This window comes from Halonotius pteroides, from assembly GCF_003605635.1.
In the GTDB taxonomy this organism is placed as follows: Archaea; Halobacteriota; Halobacteria; order Halobacteriales; family Haloferacaceae; genus Halonotius; species Halonotius pteroides.
Genome location: NZ_QMDW01000089.1, coordinates 1 through 1,134 on the forward strand (window position 1 = coordinate 1; position 1,134 = coordinate 1,134).

At 71.5% G+C, this 1,134-nt stretch carries 2 protein-coding genes; both read right to left on the reverse strand.

Translation table 11 applies throughout. The features are described from left to right. A partial coding sequence (locus DP106_RS15240) for a sigma 54-interacting transcriptional regulator (protein ID WP_165857930.1) occupies positions 1-216 on the reverse strand: 216 nt, incomplete at its 3' end. A gap of 81 nt (positions 217-297) precedes the next feature. Further along, the gene (locus DP106_RS15245; RefSeq protein ID WP_015410360.1) at positions 298-1,014 is read right to left on the reverse strand and encodes a uroporphyrinogen-III synthase; all 717 of its coding nucleotides are present in this window, start codon (positions 1,012-1,014) and stop codon (positions 298-300) included. Positions 1,015-1,134: the final 120 nt, after the last annotated feature.

The window sequence follows — 1,134 nt, forward strand, 5'->3', positions numbered from 1 at the left end:
GTCCGCGACGTTGATGACGACGAAGTCGTTGTCCGGGTCCGTGTGGGTCTCGCGAGCGAGCGCCCGGACCGCAGCCGTCTTGCCGGCGCCGCGGGGACCGAACACGACGAGGTTCATCGGCTCGGCGGCCACGCGCTGTAGGTGCTCCCGAACCGTCGATTGGGGAAGTTCCGAGCGCTCCGGGGCGTGTTCGTCCGTCCAAAGCGGCGCGTCCATACACGCGGGTCGGTCCGCGCCGGGGAAAAGCCCTCCTGTCCGCGTTGCCGCCCCCCGTTTCGCCCTTCTCTGTTGTGCCCGCTACAGCCGCTCCGTGACGGCCTCGGCCAGCGCCTCGAACGTCGCCGTCTCGGGGACGACGTCGACGGCGACGCCGGCCGACTCGGCGGTCGCCTCGGTCGGTTCGCCGATGGCGCCCACTATCGCGTCGTTCAGCCCCTCGATCGCCGCGCCCCGGACACCACGCTCCGCGGCGGCCGCCAGGAAGTGCTCGAGTGTCAACGAGGAGGTAAAACACGCACCCGCCAACTCGCCGCGCGCGGCGGCCTCGGCCGACCGCCCGGCCCCCTCCGGGCGCACCAGCCGGTACAGCACCGTCTCGTGGACGTACGCGCCGGCGTCGTTCAATCCCTCGAGGAGGACCGCCGAGCCGTGATCCGAGCGGGCGACCTCGACAGTCGCTCCCGGGGCATCGGGGGCGAGTTCGTCGACGAGCCCAGAAGAAGAAAACTCCCCGGGGAGTCGATCGACCGCGTACCCGGTCGCCTCGAGCGCCCCCGCGGTCGGCGTCCCGATGGCGACGACTGCCCCGCCCGCCCGCCAGCCGGCGTCGGCGACGAGTTCCGCACCGGTCTTGCTCGTGAAGACCGTGTAGTCGGCGTCCGACCGCGGCGTCTCCCCGGTCGGTTCGACCGCCAGCATCGGGTCCGAGAGCGGCTCGTACCCGAGTTCGCGCACGAACGACGCGGCCGAGGCGGCGCGCTCGTCGTCGGGCCGAAAGAAGGCGATGCGGCTCATCGCTGAGCCCCGATCGCTTCGATCCCCGTCGCCGAACCGATTTGATATCGCGACATGCGGTTCATTCGTCCGCTCCCTCCGGCTCGGCCCTTCCCCGCAAAAACGCCGCGACGTCGCCTC

Excerpts from the sequence above, each read along its gene's own strand:
- DP106_RS15245 (WP_015410360.1), bottom strand. The coding sequence starts at position 1,014 with ATGAGCCGCATCGCCTTCTTTCGGCCCGACGACGAGCGCGCCGCCTCG.